24 protein-coding genes are annotated in these 25,681 nt (G+C 63.8%); 18 read left to right on the forward strand and 6 right to left on the reverse strand.

All coding sequences use genetic code 11. The features are described 5' to 3' along the window. Positions 1–1,082 precede the first annotated feature (1,082 nt). The 7 genes from C8K18_RS29390 to C8K18_RS29420 all read left to right on the forward strand — a co-directional run bounded on the left by C8K18_RS29390 (position 1,083) and on the right by C8K18_RS29420 (position 8,796). The gene (locus C8K18_RS29390) at positions 1,083–1,661 is read left to right on the forward strand and encodes a (2Fe-2S)-binding protein (protein WP_107709169.1); all 579 of its coding nucleotides are present in this window, start codon (positions 1,083–1,085) and stop codon (positions 1,659–1,661) included. A 10-nt stretch (positions 1,662–1,671) separates the two neighbouring features. Continuing rightward, entirely contained in the window at positions 1,672–4,059 is a 2,388-nt protein-coding gene (locus C8K18_RS29395; RefSeq protein ID WP_107709167.1) for a xanthine dehydrogenase family protein molybdopterin-binding subunit, read from the forward strand. Between the two features lie 22 nt (positions 4,060–4,081). Beyond that, positions 4,082–4,879 (forward strand): xanthine dehydrogenase family protein subunit M, encoded by a 798-nt coding sequence (locus C8K18_RS29400; protein WP_107709165.1) that lies wholly within the window; start codon positions 4,082–4,084, stop codon positions 4,877–4,879. 102 nt (positions 4,880–4,981) lie between these two features. Continuing rightward, the gene (locus C8K18_RS29405; RefSeq protein WP_006050496.1) at positions 4,982–5,869 is read left to right on the forward strand and encodes a MoxR family ATPase; all 888 of its coding nucleotides are present in this window, start codon (positions 4,982–4,984) and stop codon (positions 5,867–5,869) included. Between the two features lie 4 nt (positions 5,870–5,873). Then, positions 5,874–7,202: a VWA domain-containing protein gene (locus tag C8K18_RS29410; protein WP_181324930.1), complete on the forward strand. Its 1,329-nt coding sequence runs from the start codon at positions 5,874–5,876 to the stop codon at positions 7,200–7,202. Next, positions 7,193–7,801, forward strand: a complete 609-nt coding sequence (locus C8K18_RS29415; RefSeq protein ID WP_029969481.1) for a CoxG family protein — start codon at positions 7,193–7,195, stop codon at positions 7,799–7,801. The genes C8K18_RS29410 and C8K18_RS29415 overlap by 10 nt, the downstream gene beginning before the upstream one ends. Further along, the gene (locus C8K18_RS29420; protein WP_053857380.1) at positions 7,774–8,796 is read left to right on the forward strand and encodes an XdhC family protein; all 1,023 of its coding nucleotides are present in this window, start codon (positions 7,774–7,776) and stop codon (positions 8,794–8,796) included. The genes C8K18_RS29415 and C8K18_RS29420 overlap by 28 nt, the downstream gene beginning before the upstream one ends. A gap of 55 nt (positions 8,797–8,851) precedes the next feature. On the opposite strand, the gene C8K18_RS29425 is transcribed toward C8K18_RS29420, so the two are convergent. The 3 genes from C8K18_RS29425 to C8K18_RS29435 form a co-directional block, all read right to left on the reverse strand. After that, positions 8,852–9,592: a PepSY-associated TM helix domain-containing protein gene (locus C8K18_RS29425; RefSeq protein WP_006050500.1), complete on the reverse strand. Its 741-nt coding sequence runs from the start codon at positions 9,590–9,592 to the stop codon at positions 8,852–8,854. Between the two features lie 296 nt (positions 9,593–9,888). Further along, positions 9,889–10,914, reverse strand: coding sequence for a serine/threonine protein kinase (locus C8K18_RS29430; protein WP_107709163.1), 1,026 nt, complete (start codon positions 10,912–10,914; stop codon positions 9,889–9,891). 96 nt (positions 10,915–11,010) lie between these two features. Then, positions 11,011–11,223, reverse strand: a complete 213-nt coding sequence (locus C8K18_RS29435; RefSeq protein ID WP_006050502.1) for a hypothetical protein — start codon at positions 11,221–11,223, stop codon at positions 11,011–11,013. A gap of 455 nt (positions 11,224–11,678) precedes the next feature. On the opposite strand from C8K18_RS29435, the gene C8K18_RS29440 reads away from it, so the two are divergent. Further along, positions 11,679–12,923, forward strand: coding sequence for an MFS transporter (locus C8K18_RS29440; protein WP_375135824.1), 1,245 nt, complete (start codon positions 11,679–11,681; stop codon positions 12,921–12,923). A gap of 325 nt (positions 12,924–13,248) precedes the next feature. Then, positions 13,249–13,434, forward strand: coding sequence for a hypothetical protein (locus C8K18_RS29445; protein ID WP_006050504.1), 186 nt, complete (start codon positions 13,249–13,251; stop codon positions 13,432–13,434). Positions 13,435–13,510: 76 nt separating this feature from the next. Here the strand turns inward: C8K18_RS29445 and mgrA are convergent, their stop codons facing one another. Beyond that, positions 13,511–14,554 (reverse strand): L-glyceraldehyde 3-phosphate reductase, encoded by a 1,044-nt coding sequence (gene mgrA / locus C8K18_RS29450; protein WP_006050505.1) that lies wholly within the window; start codon positions 14,552–14,554, stop codon positions 13,511–13,513. Between the two features lie 210 nt (positions 14,555–14,764). Between mgrA and C8K18_RS29455 the strand changes: the two genes are divergently transcribed. Further along, on the forward strand, positions 14,765–14,971 hold the full coding sequence (locus C8K18_RS29455) for a DUF3185 family protein (RefSeq protein ID WP_006050506.1): 207 nt from the start codon (positions 14,765–14,767) through the stop codon (positions 14,969–14,971). A gap of 93 nt (positions 14,972–15,064) precedes the next feature. On the opposite strand, the gene C8K18_RS29460 is transcribed toward C8K18_RS29455, so the two are convergent. Next, positions 15,065–15,826 (reverse strand): phytanoyl-CoA dioxygenase family protein, encoded by a 762-nt coding sequence (locus C8K18_RS29460; protein WP_107709160.1) that lies wholly within the window; start codon positions 15,824–15,826, stop codon positions 15,065–15,067. Positions 15,827–16,335: 509 nt separating this feature from the next. On the opposite strand from C8K18_RS29460, the gene C8K18_RS29465 reads away from it, so the two are divergent. Beyond that, positions 16,336–16,707, forward strand: coding sequence for a hypothetical protein (locus tag C8K18_RS29465; protein WP_006050508.1), 372 nt, complete (start codon positions 16,336–16,338; stop codon positions 16,705–16,707). A gap of 82 nt (positions 16,708–16,789) precedes the next feature. Here the strand turns inward: C8K18_RS29465 and metK are convergent, their stop codons facing one another. Then, positions 16,790–17,980 carry a methionine adenosyltransferase gene (gene metK, locus C8K18_RS29470; protein ID WP_006050509.1) on the reverse strand — a complete coding sequence of 397 codons (1,191 nt, stop codon included), beginning with the start codon at positions 17,978–17,980 and terminating at the stop codon, positions 16,790–16,792. Between the two features lie 273 nt (positions 17,981–18,253). Here metK and C8K18_RS29475 point away from each other — a divergent pair, with 273 nt between their 5' ends. The 7 genes from C8K18_RS29475 to dksA all read left to right on the forward strand — a co-directional run bounded on the left by C8K18_RS29475 (position 18,254) and on the right by dksA (position 25,483). After that, positions 18,254–19,138 carry a lipid A biosynthesis lauroyl acyltransferase gene (locus tag C8K18_RS29475; protein WP_107709158.1) on the forward strand — a complete coding sequence of 295 codons (885 nt, stop codon included), beginning with the start codon at positions 18,254–18,256 and terminating at the stop codon, positions 19,136–19,138. A 35-nt stretch (positions 19,139–19,173) separates the two neighbouring features. Beyond that, positions 19,174–20,037: a diaminopimelate epimerase gene (dapF, locus tag C8K18_RS29480; RefSeq protein ID WP_107709156.1), complete on the forward strand. Its 864-nt coding sequence runs from the start codon at positions 19,174–19,176 to the stop codon at positions 20,035–20,037. Between the two features lie 93 nt (positions 20,038–20,130). Continuing rightward, complete coding sequence (locus tag C8K18_RS29485; RefSeq protein ID WP_107709154.1) at positions 20,131–20,850, forward strand: DUF484 family protein; 720 nt, start codon at positions 20,131–20,133, stop codon at positions 20,848–20,850. Between the two features lie 71 nt (positions 20,851–20,921). Beyond that, the gene (gene xerC, locus C8K18_RS29490) at positions 20,922–21,845 is read left to right on the forward strand and encodes a tyrosine recombinase XerC (RefSeq protein WP_107709152.1); all 924 of its coding nucleotides are present in this window, start codon (positions 20,922–20,924) and stop codon (positions 21,843–21,845) included. A 90-nt stretch (positions 21,846–21,935) separates the two neighbouring features. Beyond that, positions 21,936–23,138, forward strand: coding sequence for a class I SAM-dependent rRNA methyltransferase (locus C8K18_RS29495; protein ID WP_107709151.1), 1,203 nt, complete (start codon positions 21,936–21,938; stop codon positions 23,136–23,138). A gap of 210 nt (positions 23,139–23,348) precedes the next feature. Continuing rightward, positions 23,349–24,455: a GTP-binding protein gene (locus C8K18_RS29500; protein WP_107709149.1), complete on the forward strand. Its 1,107-nt coding sequence runs from the start codon at positions 23,349–23,351 to the stop codon at positions 24,453–24,455. A 608-nt stretch (positions 24,456–25,063) separates the two neighbouring features. Next, positions 25,064–25,483: an RNA polymerase-binding protein DksA gene (gene dksA, locus C8K18_RS29505; protein ID WP_006050516.1), complete on the forward strand. Its 420-nt coding sequence runs from the start codon at positions 25,064–25,066 to the stop codon at positions 25,481–25,483. The last annotated feature ends 198 nt before the right edge of the window (positions 25,484–25,681 follow it).

Genomic DNA, 25,681 nt, shown 5'->3' on the forward strand with positions numbered 1-25,681 from the left:
GGTGGTCTATTGGCGTTGCCCCTGTGCGGGGCGGCACTCACTTTCTTTGCCGCCGCAAAGAAAGTAAGCAAAGAAAGCGGGCTCACACCGCCAGCTCTTAGATGGCTCCCCCAGTTCGGAGTGGGCAGTGGTGCGCCTTACATCCGTGTCCTCGCGCATTCGGCGTTAGTGACAAGGCAGTCATTCTTCCGGCGACGCTTCGCGCGCCGCAGCGGTCGTTCCCAAAACCATCGCGCGTTCGGCCGTGTCGCGGGCCGCGAGTCGTCGCGAGGGTTCTGCGGTTCCCCGCCCCGCGAACCGTCGCTGCGCTTCGCGCTCTTCTGGCTCCGCCGCCGCGTCCGTCAAAAGCGCGATTGCAACGCAGGCATTTGGATTCCCGCCAGGCAAAGTGATCGCCCCGCCGGCGCCTCGCCGAGGCGAAGCCGATGGCCCCCACCGCGCAAAAACGCAAGCGAGCGGTGTAAGCGAACCCTTCCGGCGAGCACGCAGTGCGAGGCGGGAAACATGACTGCCTTGTCACAAGCGCCGAATGCGCGAGGGCACGGATGTCTGCCGCGCCCCTACGCCCTCAGAACCGGTGGACCCAACTACAAGCTGGCGGTGTGAGCCCGCTTTCTTTGCTTACTTTCTTTGCGGCGGCAAAGAAAGTGAGTGCCGCCCCGCACAGGGGCAACGCCAATAGACCACCGCGAAAACAAGGAAAGGCCAAAGAAAGCCAGTGGGACCCACTTATAAGCCACCGGTGTAAGCCCGCTTTCTTTGCTTACTTTCTTTGCGGCGGCAAAGAAAGTGAGTGCCGCCCCGCACAGGGGCAACGCCAATAGACCACCATGAAAGCAAGGAAAGGCCAAAGCCAGCCAAGGGGCAACCCAAACAGACCAAAGCAAAACCAGGAAAAGGCCAACGGGGTAAAAAAAGAGCGCCACAGGCAAAACAACCCCCATAGCGCCCCCGCCCAATTTGTGCTTTACTTTTCGGCAGACTCATAAAAACCGCAGCACCCTAATCGGACCTCGCGAACGAGCAGCAGGCTGAAGGCAGAACAAAAGCGGTCCGGTTTCCCCCCATCAGGAGACGACTTCATGGCGATCAGCATTAGTCTGACGGTGAACGGTGCGCCCATCAGCGCTTCAGTCGAGCCCGGCACCCTGCTTGTTCAGTTCCTTCGCGATCAACTCCGACTCACCGGCACGCACGTCGGCTGCGATACGGCCCAGTGCGGCGCGTGCACCGTCCACCTCGACGGCCGCGCGATCAAATCGTGCAACATCCTCGCGGCACAGGCGGACGGCGCGCGCATCACCACCATCGAAGGTCTCGCCAAAGACGGCGCGCTGCATCCGATGCAGGCAGCCTTCAAACACTGCCACGGCCTGCAATGCGGCTTCTGCACGCCCGGCATGGTGATGAGCGCAATCTCGCTCGTCGAACGTCAGCCCAATCTCACCGGCGACGACGTCCGCGCGCAACTCGACGGCAACCTGTGCCGCTGCACCGGCTATCACAACATCGTGAAGGCCGTGCTCGAAGGCGCCGAAGGCATGAAGTCCTCGGGCGCGGCTAACGCGGACGCAAACGCGACTGCAAACGCGACCGCAAACGCCAATGCAAACGCCAATGCAAACGCGAACGCAAGCGCCACCGCGCAAGCCACCGCCTGAGGAGCCGACGATGAACGCACCCGACACTCACAACCTGATCGGCGCTTCCGTCGAACGTAAGGAAGACTATCGATTCCTGACGGGCAACGGCCAGTACACCGACGACATCCTGCTGCCGCAGCAAACCTACGCGGTATTTCTGCGCTCGCCGTATGCGCACGCGCGGATCAACAGCATCGACACGACCGCGGCCAGGCAGTCGCCGGGCGTCGTCGCGATCTTCACCGGCAAGGACATGGCCGCGGAAAACGTCGGCGGCCTGCCGTGCGGCTGGCTGATCCACAGCACCGACGGCAAGCCGATGAACGAGCCGCCGCATCCGGTCATCGCGCATACGAAAGTGCGCCACGTCGGCGATCAGGTCGCGCTCGTCATCGCCGATTCGATCAAGGCCGCGAAAGACGCCGCCGAACTGATCGAAGTCGATTACGACGTGCTGCCCGCCGTGGTCGACACCGCGCACGCAGCCGACCCCGGTCAGCCGGCCGTTCACGACGAAGTGCCGGACAACGTCTGCTACAACTGGGGCCACGGCGACAAAGCCGCGACCGACGCCGCGTTCGCCAAAGCCGCGCACGTCACCACGCTCGACATCGTCAATAACCGCCTCGTGCCGAACGCGATCGAACCGCGCGCGGTCAACGCGAACTACTCGCCGCAGGACGACAGCTACACGCTCTACGTCGCGAATCAGAATCCGCACGTCGAGCGCCTGCTAATGGCCGCTTTCGTGCTGTCGCTGCCGGAGTCGAAGTTGCGCGTGATCGCGCCGGACGTCGGCGGCGGCTTCGGTTCGAAAATTTTCCTCTACGCCGAAGACGTCGCGCTGACCTGGGCGTCGAAGAAAATTCGCCGTCCGGTGAAGTGGACCGCCGAGCGCTCGGAGGCTTTTCTCTCGGACGCACATGGCCGCGATCACGTAACGAAAGCCGAACTCGCGCTCGACGCCAACGGCAAGTTCCTCGCGATGCGCATTCACACCATCGCGAACATGGGCGCGTATCTGTCGACGTTCGCCTCGAGCGTGCCGACCATCTTGTACGCGACGCTGCTCGCCGGCCAGTACGCGACGCCCGCCATTTACGCCGAGGTGAAGGCGGTCTTCACCAACACCGTTCCCGTCGATGCCTATCGCGGCGCGGGTCGTCCCGAAGCAACCTACGTGGTCGAGCGTCTCGTCGAAACCGCCGCGCGCGAGATGAAGATCGACCCGGCCGAGATTCGCCGCCTCAACTTCATCCGCGAATTTCCGTACGCAACGCCGGTCGGTCTCACGTACGACACGGGCGACTATGAAACGATTCTCGCGCGCTCGCTCGAACTCGCCGATGTCAAAGGCTTCGAAGCGCGCCGCCAGCAATCGGAGAAGAACGGCAAGCGGCGCGGTCTCGGTTACTCCTGCTATATCGAGGCATGCGGTCTCGCGCCGTCGAACATTGCGGGCGCGTTGGGCGCACGCGCGGGCCTCTTCGAAGTCGGACAGATTCGCGTGCATCCAACGGGTTCGGTCACCGTGTTCACCGGCTCGCACAGTCACGGCCAGGGGCACGAAACGACCTTCGCGCAAGTCGTCGCAGACCGGCTCGGCATTCCGCTCGATAGCGTCGAGATCGTGCACGGCGACACCGGACGCATTCCGTTCGGCATGGGTACGTACGGCTCGCGCTCGATCGCAGTCGGCGGCTCGGCGATCATGAAAGCGCTCGACAAGATCGAAACGAAGGCGAAGAAAATCGCCGCGCATCTGCTCGAAGCCGCGGCGGAAGACATCGAGTTCAAGAACGGCGTGTTCCGCGTTGCGGGCACCGATCGCACCAAGGCATTCGCCGAGATTTCACTCGCTGCGTATGTGCCGCACAACTATCCGCTCGAAGTGCTGGAACCGGGCCTCGAGGAAAGCGCGTTCTACGATCCGAGCAACTTCACGTATCCGTCGGGCGCGTATATCTGCGAGATCGAAGTCGATCCTGATACCGGCGTGTGCGAGATCCAGCAGTTCACGGCCGTCGACGACTTCGGCAACGTAATCAATCCGATGATCGTCGAAGGCCAGGTGCATGGCGGCCTCGCGCAAGGCATCGGACAGGCGATGCTGGAGCGCTGCGTGTACGACAACGAAAGCGGTCAGTTGCTATCCGGCTCATATATGGACTACGCGATGCCGCACGCGTCAGACTTGCCTGACTTCACCGTCGAAACCGCGAAAGGCACGCCGTGCACGCACAATCCGCTCGGCGTCAAAGGTTGCGGCGAAGCGGGCGCGATCGGCTCGCCGCCGGCGGTGATCAACGCGATCATCGACGCGCTCGCGCCACTCGGCGTGACCGATCTGCAAATGCCGGCCACGCCGCATCGCGTGTGGTCGGCGATTCACGCGGCCAACGTGGCAGCCCATTGAGATCCTGAGCGGAGCATTCGACATGTATTCATTCGAGTATCAACGCGCGACGGACCCGCAAGCGGCCGCCGCGGCCATCGCCGCCGACAGCGAAGCGAAGTTTCTCGCCGGCGGGCAGAGCCTGTTGCCGACCATGCGGCTGCGTCTCGCGCAGCCGTCGCAATTGATCGACGTCACGCGCATTCCCGCGCTCAAGTCGATCGCCGTCGACGCCAACACGGTGAAGATCGGCGCGGCCGTCTGTCACGCCGATGTCGCGGAACACGCGGAACTGCGGCGCGTGTTGCCGGCGCTCGCGGAACTGGCCGCGCATATCGGCGACCGGCAGGTGCGCGCGCTCGGCACGCTCGGCGGGTCGCTCGCCAACAACGATCCGGCCGCCTGCTATCCGGCGGCGGCAATGGGTCTGGACGCCACCATCGTCACGCAACGGCGGCGCATTGCATCGAGCGAATTTTTTGTGGGCATGTATGAGACCGCGCTGGAACCGGACGAGCTAATCGTCGCCGTCGAATTTCCGGTGCCCGAGCGCGCGGCTTATGAAAAGTTTCGCAGCCCCGCGTCGCATTTCGCGCTCGTCGGCGTGTTCGTCGCGAAGTTCGCAAGCGGCGTGCGCGTCGCGGTGACGGGCGCGGCGGCTTCGGTGTTTCGCGTGCCCGAACTGGAAAGCGCGTTGTCGGCAAATTTCACGCCCGAGGCCGCGCGTGCCGTCAGCCTTTCCGCCGCGAATCTGAACGACGACATGCACGCGAGCGCCGAGTATCGCGCGCATCTGATTCCGGTGCTCGCCGCGCGAGCGGTGGCGAAGGCGAATAGTTAGCGATCCTTTGCATGTCCGGCCGGCCTTGAGATGTTGAACGGCACGCTCAGGTCGGCCGCATTCGCTCACCCGCGTCGCTGACCGCGCAGATTCAGGAACGCCATGCACCCCGCTTCAATCGACGACACCCTCGCGCAACTCGCCGCGCAAAACTATTTCGCGAGCCGCGAACTGGCGACGGCGTTGTACCTTGCGTTGCGCATGGAGCGTCCGTTGTTCGTCGAAGGCGAGCCGGGCGTCGGCAAGACCGAACTCGCGAAAGCAGCGGCGGGCATGCTCGGCACGTCGATGCTGCGGCTTCAATGCTACGAAGGACTCGATACCGCGAGCGCGCTGTATGAGTGGGACTATCCGCGGCAGATCATGGCGCTGCGTCTCGCCGAAGCCGCCGGCGAGCGCCCCGATAACGACACCTTGTATCGCGGCGAATTTCTGCTGAAGCGCCCGCTCTTGCAAGCGCTGATGCCCGACGAAAACCATCCGGGCGCGCGGCGCGTGCTGCTGATCGACGAGATCGATCGCGCCGACGAACCGTTCGAAGCGTTTCTGCTCGAACTGCTGTCCGACTTTCAGGTGTCGATTCCCGAGTACGGCACCGTGCGTGCGGCCGTGCCGCCGCTCGTGGTGATGACGTCGAACCGCACGCGCGAAGTGCACGACGCGCTGAAGCGCCGCTGTCTCTATCAGTGGATCGGTTATCCCGAGCGTGATCGCGAGCTTGAGATCGTGGCGGCGCGCGCGAGCGCGACGTCGGCGGAACTGCAGCGGCGTGCAGTCGATTTCGTGCACCGGCTGCGCGGCATGGATCTGTTCAAGGCGCCGGGCATCGCCGAAACGATCGACTGGTGCCGCGCGCTCGAAGCGCTTTCGGTGACGGAACTCGATCCGCAATCGGTGCAGAACACCCTTGGCGTGCTGCTGAAGTATCAAGACGACCTCGCGCGCGTCGACGCCGAGCAGATCGCGCAGTGTCTCGCCGCGCCGGGATAGCGGCATGACGACGCCAACTCGCGTTGACAGCATGGGCGACGGCGACGGCGATACCGCGCGCGTTCAACGCATGACGGACGCCATGAACTCAGCCCCCGCCGCATCGCTAACCAACGACACGCCCACGCTTGCCCGCAACGTCGTGCATTTCGTGCGCGTATTGCGCGGCGCCGGTTTGCCGATGTCGCCCGCGCATGCCGTCGACGCGCTCGCCGCTCTGCATTGGATCGACCTCGGCCGCCGCGACGACGTACGCGCCGCACTCGCCGCAACGCTCGTCTCCGCGCCCGACGAACGCGATCTGTTCAACGCCGCGTTCGAGCTCTTCTGGCGCGATCCCGATTGGGAAGGCAAATTGCGCGCGCTGCTGTTGCCGAAAGTCCGCGACGGCCTGCCGCCGCCCAAACGCAACAACCGTCTCGCCGACGCGCTCGCGGTCCGCGCGCCGCCGTCGCCGAATACGCACAAGCCGCAGGAAACCGAGCAGCACGAACTGCGCGCGCACGCGACGTTCAGCGCGGAAGAGCGGCTGCGTCATCGCGACTTCGACACCCTTTCCGCCGATGAATGGCGCACGCTGCGTCACCTGATTCGCGCTCAGCGTCTGCCGCTCGCGAAAGAACCGACGCGGCGCCTGAAGGCCGCCTCGCACGGCACGCACGCGGACTTGCGCGCGAGCGCGCGGCAGGCTGTGCGCGCGGGCGGCGACTGGACCGTGTGGAAGTATCGCGCGGTGGTCGAGCGCAAACCGCCGCTCGTGCTGTTGCTCGACATCTCCGGCTCGATGAGCAGTTACTCGCGCGCGGTGCTGTATTTCTGCCATGCGCTCGTGCAGTCGCGTGAACGCTTGCAGGTGTTTCTGTTCGGCACGCGGCTCACGAACGCCACGCGCGCGCTGCGCGAGCGCGATCCCGACGTGGCCATTGCGGCGCTGACCGAGCAGGTTGTCGACTGGTCGGGCGGCACGCGCATCGGCGCGGCGCTCGCCGAATTCAATCGACGTTGGGCGCGGCGCGTGCTCGCCGGGCGCGCGAGCGTGCTGCTCGTGACCGATGGACTCGATCACGAAGCCATCGACGTGCTCGACACCGAAATGGCGCGCTTGCGCCGCTTCGCGCATCGCATCGTATGGCTCAATCCGCTGCTGCGTTACAGCGGCTTTTCTCCGAAGGCGCGCGGCGTGCTGGCGATTCTGCCGTATGTCGACGCCCATCGCCCCGTTCATAATCTCGAGAGCCTGGCCGCGTTCGGCCACGACTTCGCGCAACTCACGCGCGCGCCGCGTCCGCGCGTTCTTGCCACGCCAACCGCAGGAGCAAGTTCATGGAACTGACCGAAACTCATACGCTGCCGGTTTCGCAGCAGCGCACGTGGGACGCGCTCAACGACACCGAGGTTTTGCGCGCGTGCATTCCCGGCTGCGAAAGCATCGACCCGGACGGCGAAAATGCGTACCTCGTCGCGCTGAGCGCCGCGGTCGGGCCGGTTAAAGCGCGCTTCAAAGGACGCATGCAGCTCACCGACATCGACGCGCCAACTTCATACAACATCGTGTTCGAAGGCCAAGGCGGCGCGGCCGGCTTCGCGAAGGGCAACGCGCGCGTCGTGCTCGAAGCCGACGGCGACGCCGCGACCAAGCTCAGCTACACGGCGAGCGCGCAGGTCGGCGGCAAGCTTGCGCAGATAGGCTCGCGGCTCGTCGACGGCGCGGCACGCAAGATCGCCGGCGAGTTCTTCAAGCGCTTCAGCGCCCAGGTCGGCGGAGACAATACGAATGCCGCCGAAGCCGACGACGCCGGCAATGTTCCGGACGCTGCAGCCGCCGACGCGGCGGGGCACAATACTGCATCGACCGACGCCGAGGAAGGCGAGTCCGGTGGCGATGCAACGAAGAGGAAGAAATCATGGACAGCGTGGATCTCGAAGTCCTGAAGTCCAGCGCACGTTGGCTGGAGGAAGGACATCGCGCGCTACTGGTGACAGTGGTCAAGACGTGGGGCTCGTCGCCGCGGCCCGAGGGCGCGATGCTCGTGGTGCGCGACGACGGGCTCGTGGTGGGCTCGGTATCGGGCGGCTGTATCGAAGACGATCTGATCGATCGCGTGCGGCAAAGGGGCATCGAACAGACGCATCCCGAGGCGGTGAAATACGGCATCACGGCCGAAGAAGCGCATCGCTTCGGGTTGCCTTGCGGCGGCACCATTCAACTGGTGCTCGAACCGTTGACGCCGCAAAGCGGCATCGCCGAACTCTGTCATGCGGTGGAAGAAGGACGGCTCGTCGCGCGCGAACTCGACATGGCGAGCGGCAAGGCGCAACTCGGCAAGGCGCTCGCGACCGACGGCGTGCACTTCGACGGCGAGCGTCTTCTGACGATTCACGGCCCGCGTTACCGGATGCTCGTGATCGGCGCGGGACAGTTGTCGCGCTATCTGTGCAACATTGCCGTGGGGCTCGATTATCAGGTGACGGTCTGCGATCCGCGCGAAGAGTACACGGAAGAGTGGAGCATTCCCGGCACGAAGATCGTGCGGACCATGCCCGACGACACCGTGCTCGACATGAAGCTCGACGAACGCTGCGCGGTGATTGCGCTCACGCACGACCCGAAGCTCGACGACCTCGCATTGATGGAAGCGCTCAAGACGCCGGCGTTCTATGTCGGCGCATTGGGTTCACGGCGCAATAACCAGGCGCGGCGCGAACGGCTGAAGGAATTCGATCTCAGCGAGACCGAGTTGGCGCGTTTGCACGGACCCGTGGGCATTTACATCGGCAGCCGGACGCCGCCTGAAATTGCGGTGTCGATTCTCGCGGAAGTCACGGCGGCCAAAAACGGCGTTTCGCTGCCGACACTGCTCCAGGTGGAGGGCGCAAAGGCCGCGCGGGAAATCGCGGCCTCGGGTGGAGCGGCCTGCAGCGCGTAGGCTAGTGTCGGGTGCTGGGTCGCGCGCTGCGAGCGTCGGGCGCGCGTCGGCATGCTTACACCAAGCCGCACACCACGGCGGCGATGATCGATCCACCCACCAGCACCACGCCCACCACGCGTCGTTTGTTCAACTCGGTCCACAACAGCACGCCCGTCAGCGAAAGCAGGATCAGCGAGCCGGCAATCGTGTCGACCAGCAGCATCCAGCCGATGCTCAGGCCCACGCCTTTGTGCAGGTTCGTCATCGTCGCCAGAAAGGTGTTTTGCGTGCGCTTCACGGCGACGAAACCATTGCCGACCCAGTATTCGGCCTGCACGTTCTGCGTCGGCGCGGCGAATGCCACCTGCCAGAATTCCGGCTGAATCGTGCTTTGATCGCCCCACGCGACCGGATGCGCCGGTTCGCGTTTCATCCGGCCCGGCTTGCCGTCTATTTTCAGCTCGCCCTTGAGCCACTTCGCCATGTCCATCGGCGAATGGAATGGCTTGTCGGGCACGGCCATCTGCAATTCCTCGACCTGCGGCTGCCCCGTCGACACCTTCATCGGACCCGCGCGATGGTTCAGCAGAAAGCCGGTCGCGCCGAACAACAGTCCGAGCACCGCGCCCCACAGACCGACCCATCCATGCACCTTGCGCAGCCACTTGATGAAGTTCGCGCGCCGCGAACGCTGACGCCGCGCCGCCTGCTCGGCGCCGTCCATCAGATGACGGCCCGGCGGCTCGTCATGCGCGACGTAGCGCGTGGCGCCGTCGGCTGCGGGTTTCATATCGATCGAGTCAGGCGCGTTCACATCCATGCTCCGGTGCAGCAGGTTAAGCCGCCGCCGGGGCGCACGCGCACAGCACGCGCGCGCTCGCAAACCGGCAGCGAAGGAATTCGAAAAAGGAGAAAGCGGACGGCTCCGGCTTGCGCTCGGCAGCCGCCCCATTGAGAGGCTGGCTGGCAGTCACAGAGGAGGAGAAATGTGACAGGAAGCTGGCGACGCCCTTCAATTGAGAATGGCTATCATTACACAATTGATGCGTTTGCTCAATCGCGGCGTGCCGGGAATGTGGCGTGGGCGCTTCGGTTCACGCGTTCGCACGTTCATACGGGCCAGAGCGGCCCTTCCTGCATCGCGCCGAGCTGCTCGCGCATTTCGAGGATGCGGTCTTCCCAGTAACGCTGCGTATTAAACCAGGGGAACGCGGCCGGAAACGCGGGGTCGTCCCAGCGTCGCGCGAGCCATGCCTGATAGTGGATGAGCCGCAGCGTGCGCAGCGCTTCGATTAGATGCAGTTCGCGCGGTTCGAAGTCGCAGAAGTCTTCGTAGCCGGCGAGCAGGTCGGTGAGTGCGCGCGACGCCTCGGCGCGTTCGCCCGGCAGCAGCAGCCACAAGTCCTGCACGGCCGGACCCATGCGGCTGTCGTCGAAGTCGACGAAATGCGGGCCCGCGTCGGTCCACAACACGTTGCTCGGATGGCAGTCGCCGTGCATTCGCAACATGCGAAACTCGCCCGCGCGTTCGAAGGCGCGTTCGACGCCTTCCAGCGCGAGATTGATGACGGTTTCCCACGCGCCGCGCACGTCGTCGGGAAGAAAGCGGTGCGCGAGCAGAAAGTCGCGCGGCTCATAGCCGAAGGTCTGGATGTCGAGCGCGGGACGCTCCGTGTAGTTTTGCGTCTGCCCGACCGCATGAATCCGCCCGATAAAACGCCCGAGCCACTCGAGCGTATCGCGACGGTCGAGATCGGGCGCGCGTCCGCCGCGGCGCTCGAAAATCGAAAAGCGGAAGCCGTCGAAGGTATGCAGCGTGCCGCCCTCGAACGTGCGCGCAGGCACGGCGGGAATTTCGCGCGCGGCAAGTTCGGCGACGAACGCATGTTCTTCGAGAATGGCGGCGTCGCTCCAGCGCTCCGGTCGATAAAACTTCGCGACCACGGGCGGCCCGTCTTCGACGCCCACCTGATACACGCGGTTCTCGTAGCTGTTAAGCGGCAGCATGCGCCCGTCGGTGCGAACGCCGACGGAGCCGAGCACGCTGTCGAGCGCGTCGAGTACGACTTCCGGCTGAAGCCGGGCGAAAGGCACAGCGCGCGCGGCGCCGTCCTGTGGATCGAGAATGTCGTTCATGCCCGCATTGTGCGCCGCGCCGCCGTCAAAGACGAGTGGCCCGGTTCGCGGCGCGCGTCTGCGAGATAGCGGCAGACGCGCGAAACCGCAACCGCTTCAATGCATCTGCGCGCTTGACGGACGCACGAGTTCGCCGGTGTCGATAAGGTCTTCGAGGAAAAAGGGCTCGGTGTTCAGTTGCGGCGAAGCGCCGGGCTCGCCGGCGTACCACGCCACCATGGCCATGTCGCCGAGAATGCGCATGACGATTCCGCGCGCGCCTTGCGGCACGGCGATATGCACCGATCGGACAATGGAACCGATTTGCATGATGTTTCCCCGTTCTCCCATAGCCGGCTTTCTGGATTCATGCCGGTCAAGGTGATGATAAAAGCGCCGCTTCGCCGGTAACGTTGCGTACGCACCCAAACTGCTGCGCGTGAATACGCGTGAGAGCATCTCGTCATTGTTCCCGTTTTGCGGGGCCCTTGAAAGCCGGAACTCGGGGCGCTTCACCCGTCGTTTCGCTCGATTCGTCGCGACGCGCGCATCGCAACGAGACCATCATAAACCCTGCTGGGCGCGGAGATCAAAAACGCGGAGCGTCGGCGCAACGCGCGCAGCGCTCGCACACCAGGGCGCGATTTTCAGCGTATCCTTAACTGCTTTGCATGCGCGGCGTCTCGCGAATAGCGGCCGTGATCGTGGCAATGGACATGACCATGACCGGCTGATGCCTTAGAACGCTTCGACCATGCGGCCGTTTGCACTTCCGCCATTTCCGCATTTCGTCTTTCTTCGTCTTTGCCGTGCCCAACGCCTCTCACGCCTCCCACCTCTCTTACCTCGAACGCGGCACTCGTGCCTATTGGCGCGCCAGCATCGCCTTGTTGTTTGCCGGCTATGCCACGTTCTCGTTGCTGTATTGCGTGCAGCCGCTGCTGCCGTCGTTTTCGTCGACATTCAACGTGACGCCTGCGCAAAGCAGCCTCACCGTTTCACTGTCGACGGCCGCGCTCGCCGTCTCCATCTTCACCGCGGGCTTTGTCTCCGAAGGCTGGAGCCGTCACAAGCTGATGACGATGTCGCTGACGGCTTCCGCGTTGCTGACCATCGGCGTGTCGATTGCGCCGCAGTGGCATCAGTTGCTCGTGTTGCGCGCGCTCGAAGGGCTCGCGCTCGGCGGCGTGCCGGCCGTCGCGATGGCCTATCTCGCGGAAGAAGTTCATCCCGACGGTCTCGGCCTCGCGATGGGGCTGTATGTCGGCGGCACCGCGATCGGCGGAATGGCGGGGCGCGTGATTACCGGCGTGGTCGCGGATCTGTTTTCGTGGCGCGTCGCGATCGGCACGATCGGCGTGCTAGGCATTCTGTCGATGCTCGCGTTTCGCGCGCTGCTGCCGCCGTCGCGTCACTTCGTGCCGCGGCGCGGGCTCGGCTTCACGCATCATCGCAGCGCGCTGCTGCGGCAATTCACGCGGCCGGGCTTGCCGTTGCTGTTCCTGCTCGGCTTCGTGCTGATGGGCAGTTTCGTCACGCTGTACAACTACATCGGCTACCGGCTGCTCGCGCCGCCATATCGCCTGAGTCAAACGGAGATCGGCGCGATCTTCGTCGTCTACCTGACGGGCGTGATCGCGTCGCCCTGGTCGGGGCGCATGGCCGATACGTTCGGGCGCGCCCGCGTGCTAAGCGCGAGTCTTCTGCTGATGGGCGTGGGGCTCGCGCTCACGATGCTGAGCCCGCTTGCGGCGATTGTCGGCGGCATTGCATGCGTGACCTTTGGCTTCTTCGCGGGACATGCTGTCGCGAGCGGCTGGGTGGGGCGTCTCGCGAAAGAAGCCAAGGGCCAGGCGGCCGCGCTTTATCTGCTCGCGTATTACATCGGCTCGAGCGTGATCGGCTCATATGGCGGCCACATGTGGGCCGGCTATGGATGGAGCGGCGTCGCCGGACTCGTTGCCGCGCTGCTCGTGATCGGTCTGCTCGCGGCGTTCAGATTGCAGCGGCTCGACTCGGCTCACGGCTGAGGCGAACACGACTCGATCGCGACTTGGCCGCGACGCGCTCGCCGACCGCACCGACGATTCACATGGCATCGAAAATCGATAAAAAGTAAGGGGTGCGTAAGCAAACGCTTCACTTTTTGCGGCGTATTTTGCTGCGCCGCCACAAGCGCCGCGAGCCTTGCAGGCGTTGGCTTCTGCGGCCTGCGAATAAGCGTCGCGAAGCTCGTGGACGCGGCTACGCCGCTTCAGGCGTCATCTATACTCAAATCGAGCGTTGGCACTGCACGGCTCTTGAACAGAGCTGCTGTTTGGCGGCCACACGCGGCCAATACAACAGGAGACGAGTATGACGACCTACTTCACGATTGGCGACTTCATCCTGGTCATTCCGATGGCGCTTGCCGGGGCATTGTTCGTAGGCGCGCTGCCTTGCAAGACGGAGTTGCGGCACAACGCGCTACGCGTGCTGGGCGCGCTGCTCGGCGTCGTCTTCGCAGTCGTGCTGGTCGAAGGCTTGCCCGCGCTCGTCTAGCGAAAAAGCCGCCTGTGCGGCGGCTTTCTGTTCATCTGTTGATCCGTTCGTTCGCAAGGCGGCAGCGTCGCCGGAATCAGATCGCCTGATCCGTCGACGGTTTCTCCCACAGATTGACGCCGCCTTCAGTCGCGTAACGATCGATCTCCGCGAGTTCCTCCTTCGAGAACGCGAGGTTCTTCAACGCGCCGACGTTTTCGCGCACCTGCTCCGCGCGGCTCGCGCCGATCAGAACCGAAGTCACGCGCGGATCGCGCAGCGCCCAGGCAAGCGCCATTTGCGCGAGGCTTTGTCCGCGACGCTGTGCGATGTCGTTCAGCTTGCGCACGTGCTCGATATTCTGCTCGCTCAAATGCTCCTGCTTCAGCGATCCGCCGCCCGGCTTGTTGACGCGCGCGTCTTGCGGCACGCCGTTCAGATACTTGCCGGTCAAGAGGCCCTGCGCCAGCGGCGTGAACGCAATCGTGCCCGCGCCGACCTGTTCGAGCGTGTCGAGCAACTCACGTTCGATCCAGCGATTCAGCATGTTGTACGCAGGCTGATGAATCAGCAACGGCACCTTGTATTCGGCGAGCAGCTTCGCCATTTCGAGCGTCTTGCTTGCCGAGTACGACGAAATGCCGATGTACAGCGCCTTGCCCTGCTGCACGGCGCTCGCCAATGCGCCGGCGGTTTCCTCGAGCGGCGTGTTCGCGTCGAAGCGATGCGAATAGAAAATGTCGACGTAGTCGAGGCCCATGCGCTTGAGACTCTGATCGAGACTCGCGAGCACATACTTGCGCGATCCGCCGCCTTGTCCGTACGGACCCGGCCACATGTCCCAACCCGCCTTCGACGAAATCAGCAGTTCGTCGCGATACGGCTTGAAGTCGTCCTTGAAATGACGGCCGAAGTTCGTCTCCGCGCTGCCGTACGGCGGCCCATAGTTGTTGGCGAGATCGAAATGCGTGATGCCGAGGTCGAAGGCGGTACGCAGAATTTCGCGCTGCGTCGAGAGCGGCGTGGTGTCGCCGAAGTTGTGCCACAGGCCGAGCGACAGCGCGGGAAGTTTGAGACCCGTCTTGCCGCACACGCGGTACTGCATGTCCGAATAGCGTTCTGAAGCTGCTTCGTAAGCCATTGCTAGTGTCCTTGATGATGATGTCGCCCGGTGATTTCGGGCATGGGCAAGCGCATGCTGCGGGAGGCGTGCTGCTGCAATTTGTTTTTATAGGCGGCGAGACCGCTATGGTAGCCAATCGACGCGATGCGTGCAGACGCCCGCCATGCAGGATGGACGAGTGCTTGCAGGTCCCCTACACTTTCGCCGACCAGGCTTAGGGAGCATTCAATGGCGAAGGCGATTTCGATTGCGCTGATTGTCGGCGGCGTATTGCTGCTGTACTTCGGCGGACAGGCATTCAATTCGGTGAGCAGCGACGTCTCGCGCGTCTTTACGGGTTCGCCGACGAACAAGGCGATCATGCTGATTGTCGGCGGCGTCGTGGCGACGCTCGCGGGAATTACGGGCATGGCTTTGTCGGGACGCAAGCGCTAGCCGCCGAAGTGGCTAAGCGGCTGAGCGGCGGCGCCAACGCACGCTCTGGCGCGTGCGTTTGGCGCCGTCAAAAAGCGCTAGCGAATCGTCGGATCAGAAAGCAATTTCAGGCTTCGCGGCCGACCGCGTTCCGGGCAACGGCACATTGCTCGCGCCGTGATACGTGTAGACGAGCGAGAACTTCACCTGATCGCTCAAGTTCTTGCCCGCCGAGTGCAGCGTATTGCAGTGGAAGAACACCACGTCGCCGGCTTTCAGTTCGGGCGAAACAGCCGCGCGAATCCACGCCTGGTTTTCCTCCAGATCGGAGCGGAAGAACTTGGCGTCGTCGAAACGATCGCCGGTGAATGGCGCGCTGTGCGAGCCGGGCACGAGCCATAGCGCGCCGTTGTCGACGGTTTCGTCGCCCAACGCAAGCCAGACCGAAACGAGATCGTCGCGTTCGAACGACCAGTAACGCACGTCGCGATGCCAGCCGGTCAGGCTGCCGTACGCCGGGTGCTTGGTCATCATGCAGTTGTGATGCGCGCGCGACAGGCGCGGCTCCTCGCCGAAATACAACTCCATCCAGCCGCGAATCTCGGGCGCAGTCGCCCATTGCGCGAAACTGGGATCGCGGCCGTAGGCGTCGAGCAAACGGCGCACGGTATGACCGCCGGGCGCGAGTTTCGACGACGGCGCGCCGGGATATTGCAGATCCGCTTCGAACTCGATCGGCGCGGCGGCTTCTTCAAGTTGACGTTGCGCGATCTGCTGCATCTGCTCGCAACGCTCGGCCGACACGAGACCCGGCACGACGACAAAACCCTGCTCGCGCAACGTGTGAATCTGCTCTTTCTTCGAATGGAGTGACATGGTGATCCGTGACCGTCGACTAACCGATCTTCGATTGTAAAACGGGCGCGATCATACCGCGTGCTGTTTCACCGTCGCGCGTCGACATGAAGTTGATGCAGGTCCGCAATGCCGCGCACTATTTGCAGGCGGCATGCGGCTTGCGGACGCACGCGGGCTGTGCGGGCACGCACGGTAACGTGCACGAAGAGGGTCCGTGAAACGCTTGCGCGCGTGCGCTTTGCCGCTCTGCGAACTACGTATGAACCCTCATCCGCAGGGTAAAAACCGACTTTCAGACGTCATGAATCACGTGTAGCCTGCACGCATGTTGATCGCTATTCCCGTCTGTTTTCGCGTCCCACGGGCCATGAAGCCCAAGGCGCCGTTCTCCGCGCAGTTCCCCGCCGCGCAGTTTTCCACCGGATTCCGGGCTCCCGAACCATCTATCGCGAGACCGCCATTGGCACGCTTGGTGCTGCTATTGGGCGCACATTTCGTCGCGCGACACGCTGCCTACTTGTGAAGCCATGCATACTCTTCTGAGCACACGTTTTACCCGAGCCGCCCTCAAAGCCGCCCGTCCGGCGCGCCGCCATGTCGTGCGCGCGTTGCGTCATCACGCCACGCGCACACGCGCATTGGGCGAACAATGGCGCGACACGAAGGCCGTCGACGGCATTCGCACCTGGTTCAACACATTCTTCTCGGCCTTGCGCACGCGGGGCGGCTCGCGCCGCTTTTCACTGCGCACGCTGCTGCGCAAGCCGACGCCGCTGCGCCTGACCGCAGCGCAGCGCGCGCCGGTTGCCGTGCCGTCGCAAAGCACGAGCCGCCGCCCGCGTCGTATGTCGACGAACGGCAGCACAGGCTGGTTTGCGTTCGCTTTCGCGAGCCGCTAGGAGCCGCTGCAAGCGCCAAATAAAAAACCCTGCGCGGCGCAAGCCGGCAGGGTTTTTCGCATTCAGACGCCCGAATCTAGCGTTAGTCCGCCAGCGCAGCGACCGGCTCAGTGCCGGCGGCTTCCGCGAGGGCGAGCGCCTTGTCCGTGGCTTCCCACGTGAATTCCGGCTCTTCGCGGCCGAAGTGACCATACGCCGCGCTCTTCTCGTAGACCGGACGCAGCAGGTCGAGCATCTGAATGATGCCCTTCGGACGCAGATCGAAATGCTCCTGCACGAGGCGCGTGATCGTCGCGTCCGACACGCGGCCCGTGCCGAACGTATTGACCATGACCGACGTGGGCTGCGCGACGCCGATCGCGTACGACACCTGAATCAGGCAGCGCGATGCGAGGCCCGCGGCCACGATGTTCTTCGCGACATAGCGGCCGGCATAAGCGGCCGAGCGGTCGACCTTCGACGGGTCTTTGCCCGAGAACGCGCCGCCGCCGTGCGGAGCCGCGCCGCCGTACGTATCGACGATGATCTTGCGGCCCGTCAGACCGCAGTCGCCTTGCGGACCGCCGATCACGAACCGGCCCGTCGGGTTCACGAGGAACTTGATGTCGCCCTTGATGAGCTCGGCCGGCAGCGTCGGCTTGATCACCTCTTCGATCACGGCTTCGCGCAGCGTATCCAGATCGATGTCCGGCGAATGCTGCGTGGAGAGCACGACGGTGTCGATGGAATGCGGCTTGCCGTCCACATACCGCACGGTGACCTGCGACTTCGCATCCGGGCGCAGCCAGGGCAGGCGGCCGTCACGGCGCAGATTCGCCTGACGCTCGACCAGACGATGCGACAGGTGGATCGGCAACGGCATCAGCTCAGGCGTTTCTTCGCATGCGTAGCCGAACATCAGGCCCTGGTCGCCGGCGCCCTGATCGAGGTTGTTGTCGTGCGCGCGATCCACGCCCTGAGCGATGTCCGGCGACTGCTTGTCGTACGCGACCAGCACCGCGCAACCGCGATAGTCGATACCGTAGTCGGTGTTGTCGTAACCGATGCGCTTGATCGTGTTGCGCGCGATCTGGATGTAGTCGACGTTGGCAGTGGTGGTGATTTCACCCGCGAGCACGACGAGACCGGTGTTGCACAGCGTTTCCGCTGCAACACGCGAGTACTTGTCCTGCGCCAGGATGGCGTCGAGAATCGCGTCCGAAATCTGGTCCGCGACCTTGTCGGGATGGCCTTCTGAAACGGATTCGGAGGTGAAGAGATAGTCGTTTGCCACGTTGCAGACTCCTGTTATGTGGTTACGGTTAATGTTCACGTAGCCAGCTTCGGGAGCCTGAAGCGGCGACGCTTTAGCGGATTACCTGACTGGCAGGCGCTTATCACATGGATCGCGCCGCCTGGCTTCGCCCCGCAAGTTGTCTATTAACTCGGCGAAGCCCTTATTATAGCGACTTCCGATGATTGTCACAGAGTGTCTACGAGTGCGGTATTACGTCAACTTCTCCGCTTTCCTTAAATGCATCACGCCGAGCGCCTTCCAGGAGGTCACATGCTGAGCCGCCTTGGTCCCCGGCTCGCGATCGGCCTTCTCAAACTCTTTGCACTATTGCCGTATGGTTTCATCGCCCGCCTCGGCGACGGACTCGGCTGGCTGCTCTATCAGATTCCGAGCCGCCGCAAGCGCATCGTCCACATCAATCTGAAACTGTGCTTTCCGGAGTGGAACGAGGAGCGCCGCGAAGAAGTCGCGCAGAAGCATTTCCGTCACGCGATCCGCAGTTACCTTGAGCGCAGCGTCCAATGGTTCGGCTCCGCGAAGAAGCTCGAAAAGCTGATTCAGGTCGACAGCGCAATCGATCTGACCGACCCGAACCTGCCGCCCACGCTGTTCCTCGGCTTTCATTTCGTCGGCATCGAGGCGGGCTCGATCTTCCTCAATTACTCGCTCAGGCGTCAGTGCGGCTCGCTGTATCAGCCGATGTCGAACCCAGAGCTCGAGGAGGTCGCCAAGGCCGCGCGCGCCCGCTTCGGCGCGGACATGGCAAGCCGCGCCGACAGCGCGCGCATCGTGCTGCGCTGGCTGCGCGAGCGCAAGCCGGTGATGCTCGGCGCCGACATGGACTACGGCGCGCGCAATTCGACTTTCGTGCCGTTCTTCGGCGTGCCGACCTGCACGCTGACCGCGGTCGGCCGCCTCGCGAAAGTCGGTCACGCGCAGGTCGTGCCGTTCATCGGCGAAGTGCTGCCGAACTACAAGGGTTATCGGCTGAGGGTGTTCAAGCCGTGGGACAACTACCCGACCGGCGACGACGACGCGGACGCGCGGCGCATGAACGCGTTCCTCGAAGAACAGATTCCATCGATGCCCGAGCAGTACTACTGGGTGCACAAGCGTTTCAAGACGCGGCCGCCCGGTGTGCCGAGCGTGTATTGAGGGCGCTCGAGGGGCGCGTCACTTACAATAGCGTGATGAAACTGAAATTCACCAAGATGCACGGCGCGGGTAACGACTTCGTCGTGCTCGACGGCTACACGCAAGCGCTCAACCTGACGCCGGAGCAGGTGCGCGCGCTCGCCGACCGCCATTTCGGCGTCGGCGCCGACCAGTTGCTGCTGGTCGAAAAGCCTACCGTGGATGGCGTCGATTTCAGGTATCGCATCTTCAATTGCGACGGCGGCGAAGTCGAGCATTGCGGCAACGGCGCGCGCTGCTTCGTGAAGTTCGTGCGCGACAGCGGGCTGACCGATCAGCGCAGCGTGCGCGTGCAAGTGCAGAACGGCACCATCACGCTGACCATGCAGGAAAACGGCGAGGTGCTCGTCGATATGGGCTCGCCGGTGTTCGAACCGGAACGCGTGCCTTTCGCCACCAAAGGTCTCCAGGGACGTCGCGAAGGCGCGGATATGCTCTGGCCGCTCGACGTGAACGGCACGACGCGCTGGATCTCGGTGGTGTCGATGGGCAATCCGCACGCCGTGCAAGTGGTCGACGACGTCGAGGCGTTTCCGGTGCTCGTCGAAGGTCCGGTGATCGAGCGGCACGCGCGCTTTCCGCAAAAGGTGAACGCGGGCTTCATGCAGATCGTCGGCCGGAGCGAAATCAAGCTGCGCGTCTATGAGCGCGGCGCCGGCGAAACGCTGGCGTGCGGCACGGGCGCATGCGCGGCGGTGGCCGCGGGCATTCGGCGCGGACTGCTCGACGCGCCGGTGCTCGTTCACACGCACGGCGGCAAGCTCACCATTTCGTGGGACAGTAATAAGGAAAGCGAACCGCTGCTGATGGCGGGTCCGGCCACGACCGTTTTCCAGGGCGAGATCGAACTGGCCGACTGAACGTGTCGCCTTCGATCGCGCATGAACGATTCATTAACTCACTGACCGACGCGTCGCATGAAGGCGTCGTCCTGTAGTCCTTTAGCCGAAACCATGAACGATCGCGAAGTCGCCGAATACCTGCTCGCCAATCCCGAATTCTTCGCCGAACACGCGGAAGTGCTCGCCACCATCCGGCTCGCGAACCCGCACGGCAAGGCCGCGGTGTCCCTGCAGGAGCGGCAGATGGAAATGCTGCGCGACAAGAACAAGCATCTCGAACGGCGTCTCGCCGAACTGCTGCGCTACGGCCACGAAAACGACAGCATCGCCTCGAAGTTCAACCGCTGGACCATCCGCGTGATCGCCGAGCGCGATCCGTACGCGCTGCCGCGTACCGTCGCCAATGGCCTGCGTGAGATTTTCGACGTGCCGCAAGCGGCGCTGCGCGTGTGGGACGTCGCCGAGCCGTATGCTCAGGCCGATTTCGCGCGCCACGTCGGCGAGGAAGTGCGGATCTTCGCGAACAGCCTCGCAGCGCCTTACTGCGGCGCGAACACCGGTTTCGAGGCGGCGCAATGGCTCGTGCCGGCTGCCGGCAGCGCCGACGAAAACCCGTCCGGCGGCGCGGCGCCGGAGCCCGCGCACGTCACCGAATCGATTGCACTGCTCGCGTTGCGCGACCCGGAAGCCAATGAAGAAGCGTCGGCCTTCGGCCTTCTCGTGATGGGCTCCGCGGACGCCCGCCGCTTCCACGACGGCATGGCGACCGACTTCCTCACGCAGATCGGCGCGCTCGCAAGCGCCGCGCTGAGCCGTCTGCTGCCGCGCTGAACGCGCGAGCGCACGCGTCCGCCGTCAGCAAAAGTTAGCCGAACCCTGCTCGATCCACCGAAACCGCCATCGTGACCGAAACCGACTTCATCGCCGCGTATCTGTCGAATCTCGAACACGAGCGGCGGCTGTCGGCGCACACCTTGCGCGGCTACACGCACGAACTCGAACAATTGCGGCTGCTGGCGAAAGGCCGGCCGCTCGAAAGCCTGACCGCTGTCGATATTCGCGGCGCCGTGTCGCGCGCGCACGCGGGCGGGCTAACGGCGCGCTCGATCAGTCACCGTCTGTCGGCCTGGCGCGCGTTTTACCGCTGGCTCGCGGGCCGCATCGATCTGCCGGCCAACCCCGTCGCCACCGTGCGCGCGCCCAAGCAGCCCAAGGCGCTGCCGAAGGCGCTGTCCGTCGACGACGCGAACCGCCTGATGGAAAGCCCGCCTGCCGCATCGGCGGAAGGTTTGCGCGATCACGCGATGCTCGAACTGTTCTACTCGTCGGGGCTGCGTCTGTCGGAACTCGTCGGTCTGGACGCCCGTTTCGCCGACGCCGACGGTTATCGCTCGGCCGGCTGGCTGAAGCTCGATTCCGCGGAAGTCGAAGTGCTCGGCAAGGGCAAGCGGCGCCGCATCGTGCCGGTCGGCAGCAAGGCGCTCACCGCGCTGAACGCGTGGCTCGCCGTGCGCGATCAGATGGTCAAGCACGATCCGCATCCGCTCTTTCTGTCGGCGCGCGGCAATCGCCTGTCGCCGAACGTCGTGCGCGAGCGTGTGAAGCGCGCGGCGCTGCTCGCCGGCATTCCGGCCAATGTGCATCCGCACGTGCTGCGGCACTCGTTCGCGACGCACGTGCTGCAGTCGAGCGGCGACCTGCGCGCCGTGCAGGAATTGCTCGGCCACGCGAGCATCACCGCGACGCAGGTGTACACGGGGCTCGATTTCCAGCACCTCGCGCGCGTCTACGATCAGGCGCATCCGCGCGCCAAAAAACGCGACTGACGCCGTCCTTGCGGCTCGCTAGTCACCGCCCTTGCTTCACCCGCCGCGCGCGCCGCAGTTTGCGCGGCCCTTGCTTCTGCTGACACCCTCATGAATATCGTTACGCTCAAACCGTCGAAAGAAAAATCGCTGCTGCGCCGCCATCCGTGGGTCTATGCGAACGCGATTGACCGGATCGACGGCAATCCCGCGCCGGGCGCGACCGTGCTCGTGCGCGCGCACGACGGCCGGTTTCTCGCGCGCGCCGCCTACAGCCCGCACTCGCAGATCCGCGCGCGCGTCTGGAGCTTCGACGAAGCCGAGCCGATCGACCACGCATTCTTCAAGCGCCGCGTGCAGCGCGCGCTCCTCCATCGTCAAACGATGGTGCGCGATACCGGCGCCGTGCGGCTGATTTTCGGCGAAGCGGACGGCCTGCCGGGCCTGATCGTCGATCACTACGTCGCCGAGGACGAAGGCCAGCGCAGCCAGCTCGTCTGCCAGTTCATGGCGGCGGGCGTCGAAGCGTGGAAGGAGGCGATCGTCGCCGCGCTCGTCGGCGCGACCGGCTGTCCGAACGTCTACGAACGCTCGGACGTGTCGATTCGTCAGAAGGAAGGGCTCGAACAGACGACCGGCGTGCTGGCGGGCGAAGCGCCGTCGGAAGCGCTGATCGCGAGCGAAAACGGCGTGCGTTATCACGTCGACGTGCGCAACGGCCACAAGACCGGCTTCTACGTCGACCAGCGCGATAACCGCCTGCTCGTGCAGCAGCTCGCGCAGGACCGCGACGTGTTGAACTGCTTCTGCTACACGGGCGGCTTCTCGCTGGCGGCGCTCAAAGGCGGTGCCAAGCGGGTCGTTTCAATCGATTCGTCCGGCGAGGCGCTCGCGCTCGCGCAGCAGAACGTGGCGGCGAACGGCTTTAACGCCGAGCGCGCGACCTGGCTCGACGCGGACGCCTTCAAGACGCTGCGCCGCCTCTACGACGAAGGCGAGCGTTTCGATCTGATCGTGCTTGATCCGCCGAAATTCGCGCCGTCGCGCGAGCATGTGGACCGCGCGTCGCGCGCGTACAAGGACATCAACCTGACCGGGCTGAAGCTGCTGCGCCCAGGCGGTCTGCTGTTCACCTACTCGTGCTCCGGCGCGATCGATTCCGAGCTGTTTCAGAAGATCGTGGCGAGCGCGGCCGCGGACGCGCGCGTCGACGCGCGGATTCTCAAGCGTCTTGGCGCCGGGGTGGATCATCCGTTGCTCACAGCATTTCCGGAAGGCGAATACCTGAAGGGCCTGCTGTTGCAAATCGCCTGATCGCCTATAACTTCACGGTTATTTCGCAGCGGGACGCGAGCGGCGGCGGCCCGGCCGTGCCGGCTGCCAGCGCCGCGTGGGCAGATATGTTTCAATAACCGGCTAGACAGGCTGCGCGCTGCGAGGTTGCCGCGCCCGGCTCATGCATACCGCTATGCATACGCTAAGCATACGATTACGCATCGTTTCACGACTCTATAGGCGAACAACATGATCCCAGTCACCATCCTGACCGGCTTTCTCGGCAGCGGCAAAACTACCCTGCTCAAGCGCATCCTGAACGAAAAGCACGGCATGAAGATCGCCGTGATCGAGAACGAGTTCGGCGAAGAGAACATCGACAACGAGATTCTCGTGCAGGACACGAGCGAGCAGATCATCCAGATGAGCAACGGCTGCATCTGCTGCACGATCCGCGGCGACCTTTCGCGCGTGCTGGGCGATCTTGCGGCGCAGAAGCAGTCGGGCAAACTGGACTTCGACCGCGTGGTGATCGAAACCACCGGCCTCGCGAATCCCGGCCCCGTTGCGCAGACTTTCTTCATGGACGACCAGATCGCCAGCGAATTCCTGCTCGACGCGATCATCACGCTGGTCGACGCGAAGCACGCGAATCATCAACTGGACGAGCACGAAGTCGTGCAGCGCCAGGTCGGTTTCGCCGATCGCCTGTTCATCACGAAGGCCGATCTCGTCGACGAAGCGCAACTGGGCGATCTGCGCCACCGTCTGCTGCATATGAATCCGAGGGCGGCGATCAAGGTCGTCAATTTCGGCGACGCGGACATCAAGGAAATCTTCGACCTGCGCGGCTTCAATCTGAATTCGAAGCTCGAGATCGATCCGGACTTCCTCGTCGAGGACGAACACGCGCATAACCACGCGCATGCGCACGACGAGCACGGCCACACGCACGGTCACGATCACGACCACGCAAATTGCGATCATGACCACGGCCATTGCGATCACGAAGGCCATGAAGGCCACGATCATGCGCATCACCATCACGCGCATCACGACGACAAGATCAAGTCGTTCGTGTACCGCAACGATCGTCCGTTCGATCCGAACAAGCTCGAAGACTTTCTCGGCGGCATCCTGCAGATTTACGGCGAGCGCCTGCTGCGTTACAAGGGCGTGCTGTACATGAAGGGCGTCGACCGCAAAGTCGTGTTCCAGGGCGTGCATCAGATGATGGGCAGCGACCTCGCGGCCAAATGGCAGCCGGCCGAGAAAAAGACCAACAAGATGGTGTTTATCGGTATCGAATTGCCGCAAGACCTGATTACCGACGGCCTCGACGCCTGCCTCGCCTGAGCGTCGCGCCTGGCAAAAGCGTATTGGTCTGCTGTTACTCGGGGCGCGGGGGCCAAATGGCCCTCGCGAAATGTGCGGTGGCGCACATGTATGAAAAACGCGTGAAAACCCTGCTGTATTAGTGGACGCTCAACCATCGCTTTTTGACCGTTCGCGCGTTATATTTTCGGGATACCAGTGCGCCGCCGAGGGATTTCCACCAGTTGCGGCGCCGGATTGTGATTCAGTTACAATACGTGCCCACTGGAGAATGAGAACGATTTGCCCGGTCAGTGCGCGGTGATTACATATTGCGCAGTGGGGCGCACCGGGCTTGTAGCGGCGCCGGAAAATCTTGTCCGGGGAACTCGCCGACAATACCCGCCGCAGCAGCCCGAGGAGGCTCGCTGCCCGGGAGCAAATACCTCAGGAGCATTTGAGAACCGGTTTCCAGAGGAGTTCGGCCCCGCATTGGCGTTGCGACGCCCGAGGTGGGCGTGAGGCGCTTCGGCGTCACGACAGTTCATCGTCCGTGTCAGCTTGTGCTCAACGTCCCAGGCGCCTTGCGGGCAATACGAAAGTGCGGGCACTATGTAAGAGTTTTGCCTCACATTGAAGAAGTAAGCCAGATGACGACGAAACGACTCTTGACCGAAGCCGAAATCCTGAAGATGAGCGACAAGGATTACATGAATGAGGATCAGCTCGCTTTCTTCAAGAACAAGCTCGAACAGCTGCAGGCGGAAATTCTCCGCAATGCCGGCCAGACGACCGAGAACCTGCGCGAAACAGTAATCGTGCCGGACCCGGCCGACCGCGCAACGATCGAGGAAGAGCATGCACTCGAGCTGCGCACGCGCGACCGCGAGCGCAAGCTGCTGAAGAAGGTGCAGCAGTCGCTCGCCCGCATCGACTCTGGCGACTACGGCTGGTGCGAAGAAACCGGTGAGCCGATCGGCATTCCGCGTCTGCTCGCGCGGCCCACGGCCACGCTGTCGCTCGAGGCGCAGGAGCGCCGCGAACTGCGCCAGAAGCTGTTCGGCGACTGAACGCCGGCGGCGCGGCTTCGGCGCCGCGCCCACAAACGCTGCTTCGTCGAGAGGCGCACGGTGATCCGTGCGCCTTTTTTCTTTTGTCCTATCCCATTTGCCGGCTCTTGATATGCCCGCGCGCGCCCTAAAATAAATCCGACATGCGCTGCACGAGCGCGCGAGGCGGCTCACTTCCCGCGTCGCGCGCCGTCTGCT

Origin of the sequence: Paraburkholderia sp. GV068 (assembly GCF_003058125.1) — a bacterium.
In the GTDB taxonomy this organism is placed as follows: domain Bacteria; phylum Pseudomonadota; class Gammaproteobacteria; order Burkholderiales; family Burkholderiaceae; genus Paraburkholderia; species Paraburkholderia graminis.

Coding starts and splice junctions, on each gene's coding strand:
- C8K18_RS29390 (WP_107709169.1), top strand. CDS start 1,083: ATGGCGATCAGCATTAGTCTGACGGTGAACGGTGCGCCCATCAGCGCT.
- C8K18_RS29395 (WP_107709167.1), top strand. CDS start 1,672: ATGAACGCACCCGACACTCACAACCTGATCGGCGCTTCCGTCGAACGT.
- C8K18_RS29400 (WP_107709165.1), top strand. CDS start 4,082: ATGTATTCATTCGAGTATCAACGCGCGACGGACCCGCAAGCGGCCGCC.
- C8K18_RS29405 (WP_006050496.1), top strand. CDS start 4,982: ATGCACCCCGCTTCAATCGACGACACCCTCGCGCAACTCGCCGCGCAA.
- C8K18_RS29410 (WP_181324930.1), top strand. CDS start 5,874: ATGACGACGCCAACTCGCGTTGACAGCATGGGCGACGGCGACGGCGAT.
- C8K18_RS29415 (WP_029969481.1), top strand. CDS start 7,193: ATGGAACTGACCGAAACTCATACGCTGCCGGTTTCGCAGCAGCGCACG.
- C8K18_RS29420 (WP_053857380.1), top strand. CDS start 7,774: ATGGACAGCGTGGATCTCGAAGTCCTGAAGTCCAGCGCACGTTGGCTG.
- C8K18_RS29430 (WP_107709163.1), bottom strand. CDS start 10,914: ATGAACGACATTCTCGATCCACAGGACGGCGCCGCGCGCGCTGTGCCT.
- C8K18_RS29435 (WP_006050502.1), bottom strand. CDS start 11,223: ATGCAAATCGGTTCCATTGTCCGATCGGTGCATATCGCCGTGCCGCAA.
- C8K18_RS29445 (WP_006050504.1), top strand. CDS start 13,249: ATGACGACCTACTTCACGATTGGCGACTTCATCCTGGTCATTCCGATG.
- mgrA (WP_006050505.1), bottom strand. CDS start 14,554: ATGGCTTACGAAGCAGCTTCAGAACGCTATTCGGACATGCAGTACCGC.
- C8K18_RS29455 (WP_006050506.1), top strand. CDS start 14,765: ATGGCGAAGGCGATTTCGATTGCGCTGATTGTCGGCGGCGTATTGCTG.
- C8K18_RS29460 (WP_107709160.1), bottom strand. CDS start 15,826: ATGTCACTCCATTCGAAGAAAGAGCAGATTCACACGTTGCGCGAGCAG.
- C8K18_RS29465 (WP_006050508.1), top strand. CDS start 16,336: ATGCATACTCTTCTGAGCACACGTTTTACCCGAGCCGCCCTCAAAGCC.
- C8K18_RS29475 (WP_107709158.1), top strand. CDS start 18,254: ATGCTGAGCCGCCTTGGTCCCCGGCTCGCGATCGGCCTTCTCAAACTC.
- dapF (WP_107709156.1), top strand. CDS start 19,174: ATGAAACTGAAATTCACCAAGATGCACGGCGCGGGTAACGACTTCGTC.
- C8K18_RS29485 (WP_107709154.1), top strand. CDS start 20,131: ATGAACGATCGCGAAGTCGCCGAATACCTGCTCGCCAATCCCGAATTC.
- C8K18_RS29495 (WP_107709151.1), top strand. CDS start 21,936: ATGAATATCGTTACGCTCAAACCGTCGAAAGAAAAATCGCTGCTGCGC.
- C8K18_RS29500 (WP_107709149.1), top strand. CDS start 23,349: ATGATCCCAGTCACCATCCTGACCGGCTTTCTCGGCAGCGGCAAAACT.
- dksA (WP_006050516.1), top strand. CDS start 25,064: ATGACGACGAAACGACTCTTGACCGAAGCCGAAATCCTGAAGATGAGC.